General features: G+C 73.3%; 3 protein-coding genes and 1 pseudogene. 1 reads left to right on the forward strand and 3 read right to left on the reverse strand.

All coding sequences use genetic code 11. From position 1 onward, the window contains the following. The 3 genes from AB0K37_RS40905 to AB0K37_RS40915 all read right to left on the reverse strand — a co-directional run. Positions 1–983 (reverse strand): hypothetical protein (locus AB0K37_RS40905; RefSeq protein ID WP_363991280.1); only part of this gene is annotated, 983 nt, incomplete at its 3' end. Next, positions 980–1879 (reverse strand): branched-chain amino acid ABC transporter permease, encoded by a 900-nt coding sequence (locus AB0K37_RS40910; protein ID WP_363991283.1) that lies wholly within the window; start codon positions 1877–1879, stop codon positions 980–982. The genes AB0K37_RS40910 and AB0K37_RS40905, both read right to left, overlap by 4 nt. 11 nt (positions 1880–1890) lie before the next feature. Next, positions 1891–3096 (reverse strand): branched-chain amino acid ABC transporter substrate-binding protein, encoded by a 1206-nt coding sequence (locus tag AB0K37_RS40915; protein WP_363991286.1) that lies wholly within the window; start codon positions 3094–3096, stop codon positions 1891–1893. A gap of 176 nt (positions 3097–3272) precedes the next feature. Between AB0K37_RS40915 and AB0K37_RS40920 the strand changes: the two are divergent. Further along, positions 3273–3697: pseudogene (locus AB0K37_RS40920) on the forward strand (hypothetical protein); the annotation flags it as partial.

Consider the following 3697-nt stretch of genomic DNA (forward strand, 5'->3'; position numbering starts at 1 on the left):
GCCGCGGGCTCGGGCGCGGGCCCCGCCTCCGCCGGGAGCCGCAGGCGGCGCGGCCGGTACGGCCACACGCCCTGCGGCCGCAGGAGCACGATCGCGATGAGCAGCAGCGCGAAGAACAGCCCCCGGTAGTCCTGGACGGTCCGCAGCGCCTCCGGCAGCGCGACGATCACGACGGCGCCGACCACGACGCCGGGCCGGCTGCCCATCCCGCCGATGATCACCACGAGCAGGATCATCAGCGAGGTCAGGAACGTGAAGCTGGAGGGGTCCACGGTGCCGAGCTGGGCGGCGTTGAGCGGGCCCGCGACGGCCCCGGTCATCGCGCCCAGCACGTACGCCAGCAGCTTCACCCGCCGCGCCGGGACGCCGACCGCCTCGGCGGCGGTGTCGTCGGCCCGGACGGCGCGCCACGCGTAGGCGAGCCGCGACCGGGCCAGCAGCGCCGTCGCGGCCAGCACGACGACGAAGAACGCGAGCGCGAGGTGGAAGAAGTCCCGCGGCGTGACGATCTCCCGCCCGCCGACCGTCGCCGGGGGGATCCCGGTCAGCCCGTTCGGGCCGCCGGTGACCTCCAGGTTGATGACCGTGATCCGGATGATCTCTCCGAAGCCGAGCGTGACGATCGCGAGGTAGTCGCTGCGCAGCCGCAGCGTCGGGTACCCGATGACCGCTCCGGCCACCGCCGCGGCGGCGACCGCGACCGGCAGCGTCGCCCAGAAGCCCCACCCCAGCTTCAGCGTCAGCAGCCCGGAGGCGTACGCGCCGATCGCGAAGAACGCGGCGAACCCGAGGTCGAGGAGGCCCGCGTACCCGACGACGATGTTGATCCCGAGCCCGAGGATCGCGTAGACCAGGATCGTCCCGGCGACGGTCAGCGCGTAGTCGTCGAGGGTCTGCCCGGCGGCGAGCGCCAGCGCGACGAGCAGCGGCCAGCCGCCGTACCGGACGGCCGCCTCCCCGCCCGCGGGCCGCGGCGCCCTCACGCCCGCTCCACGACGCGCTCGCCGAACAGGCCGGTGGGTCTCAGCGCCAGCACCGCGATCAGCAGCCCGAAGATGATGACGTCCGTCCAGCGGGACGAGACGTACCCGGCGGAGAACGACTGCACGAGGCCGATGCACACGCCCGCGACCATCGTCCCCGGCAGGTTGCCGATGCCGCCGAGCACCGCGGCGGTGAAGGCGCGCAGTCCGATGAGGAAGCCCATGCCGAAGCTGATCTGAACGTAGTACAGCCCGTACATGACGCCGGCCGCGCCCGCGAGCAGCGAGCCGATGAAGAACGTCGCCAGGATCAGCCGCTCCACGTCGATCCCCTGGAGCCGCGCCGCGTCGCGGTCCATCGCCAGCGCGCGCATCGCGGTCCCCGTCACGGTGCGGGTGACGAACAGCCACAGCGCCGCCATCAGCGTTACCGACAGCACGACCAGGACGAGCTGCCCCCAGGTGACGTGGACGGCGCCGCTGAGGATCCGGCCGCCGTCCAGGGCGTGGGGGTAGGACTTGAACCGGGCGTCGGTGAGCACCTTGACCCCCTCCTCCAGCGCCAGCGACACCCCGATCGCGGCGATGAGCAGCGCCAGGCGCGGCGACGACAGCAGCGGCACGTAGGCGGCCCTGGCGATCCCGGTCCCGATGGCGCCGGTGGTCAGCGCGCCGACCACGACGGCGGCGAGGACGGCGGGCAGCGCCATCCCGCCGCTCGCGCCGAGCGCGGTCAGCGTTCCGAACCCGGCGAACGCGCCGATCATGAACACGTCGCCGTGCGCGAAGTTGATCAGCCGGACCACCCCGTAGATCATCGAGTAGCCCAGCGCGATCAGCGCGAGGAAGGCCCCGATCGTCAGGCCGTTCACGAGGTACTGGACGAATTCGCTCATCGGGCCCCTGATCAGGAGGTCTTGGCGTCCACCCAGGTGGCGCCGCTCTCGTCGAGCTTCTTGTAGGCGGTGAACGCGCCGCCCTGGACCTGGACGGTGATGTAGAGCGGGTCGGTCCGGTCGCCCTTGGCATCGAAGGTGATGGGCCCGGTGATGCCCGGGAAGTCCTTGATCTTGTGGAGGGCCTCGGTGATCGCGGCGCCCCGGGTGGACCCGGCGTCGTCGATCGCCTTCGCGACGACCTTCACCGCGTCGTACTCGTACACCGAGAACGGCCCCGGATCGGCGTGGTTCGCCGCCTTGTACGCCGAGACGAACCGCGCGGCGGCCGGCAGGTCCTTGGCCAGCGGCGCGGTGGTGGCGATGTAGCCGCCGGCCGCCGAGCCCGCCGTCTTCAGCACGGTGGAGTCGGTCGTGGCGTCCCCGCCCATGAGCGCGAACCTCAGCCCGAGCTGCTTGCGCTGCTTCATCAGCAGGCCCGCCTCGGCGAAGTAGCCGGTGAAGTACAGCACGTCCGGCCGCGTCGAGGCGATCTTGGTGAGGACGGGGCCGTAGTCGGACTGGCCGGGCTGCAGCGCGTTCTCGTAGACGACCTGGCCGCCGGCCTGCCGCGCCGAGTTCGCCGCCGCGTCCGCGAGGCCCTTGGCGTAGGTGGTGTTGTCGTGCAGCAGCGCGATCCGCTTCGCGCCGAGCGGTCCGGTCATGAACTTGGCCGCGACCAGGCCCTGGTTGTCGTCGCGCCCGCAGGTGCGGAACACCTTGCCCTTGCCGCCGTCGGTGAGGGAGGGGTTGGTGGAGGCGTCCATCACGAACGGGACGCCGCGCCTGCCGTAGATCGGGATCGCGGGCACCGCCGCGCCCGAGCAGTACCCGCCGGCGACCGCCACGACCCCGCTGTTGAGCAGCTTCTGCGCGGCCTGCGCGCCCTGCTGGGCGCTGCACTGGTCGTCGGCCTCCACGATCTGGATCTTGCGGCCGTCCACCCCGCCGGCCTTGTTGATCTCGTCGGCGGCGACCTTGGCCGCGGCGAGGATGTCCTGCCCCGCCGAGGCCGAGTCGCCGCTCAGCGGCGCCGGAACGCCGATCTTGATGGCGCCCGAGCCGCCGGAGCCGCCCGACCCGCAGGCCGCGGCGAGCGGGACGAGCAGCAGGCCGGCGCCCGCCGCGGTGAGCGTCCGGAACCGGCGTCGGCGGTCCCGCGGGATCAGTGGAGTCATCGGGCTCTCCGTCGCTCGTGGCCGGCAGGTCCTCGTGGTCCGGGATGGTGAAAGCGTGAAACGTCCAGGCACGGGCGTCGAGACGGGCAAGCATGCGATCTCATGCACTGATCGGTAAGCACCGCTTGCCCTTTCGCCACTCGACAGCGGGGCCGCGGCCTGGAAAGGATCTCCCCATGGCCGGTGTCCTGCTGCTCTCCGCGGCCGACGTGCGCGCGGTGTTCGACCTGCCCGCCGCGATCGCCTCGCAGCGGGAGGCGTTCGCCGCGCTCGGCCGCGGGCGGGCGCGGCTCGCGCCGCGGGTGCTGCTGGACGGCCCGGACGGGGACGTCGCCTTCGGCTACGTCTCCCGCCTGCCCGGCGCCGGGGCGGTCGCCAAGTTCGGGAGCGTCACCCCGGGCAACGCGGCGCGCGGCCTGCCGACCGTGGCGGCCCTGGTGACCGTCCTGGACCCGGTGGACGGACGGCCCGTCGCGGTCATCGAGGGCGAGGCCGTGACGACGCTGCGCACGTCGGCGGCGAGCGCGGTGGCGGCCGACCACCTCGCGGCGCCGGGGGCCTCACGCCTCGCGGTCGTCGGCTGCGGCGTCCAGGGCCGCGC

The sequence above is a fragment of the Actinomadura sp. NPDC049753 genome, assembly GCF_040674655.1.
GTDB lineage: Bacteria > Actinomycetota > Actinomycetes > Streptosporangiales > Streptosporangiaceae > Spirillospora > Spirillospora verrucosospora.

Bases quoted from the DNA above. Each gene is read 5' to 3' on its own strand.
- AB0K37_RS40910 (WP_363991283.1), bottom strand. From the start codon at position 1,879: ATGAGCGAATTCGTCCAGTACCTCGTGAACGGCCTGACGATCGGGGCC.
- AB0K37_RS40915 (WP_363991286.1), bottom strand. From the start codon at position 3,096: ATGACTCCACTGATCCCGCGGGACCGCCGACGCCGGTTCCGGACGCTC.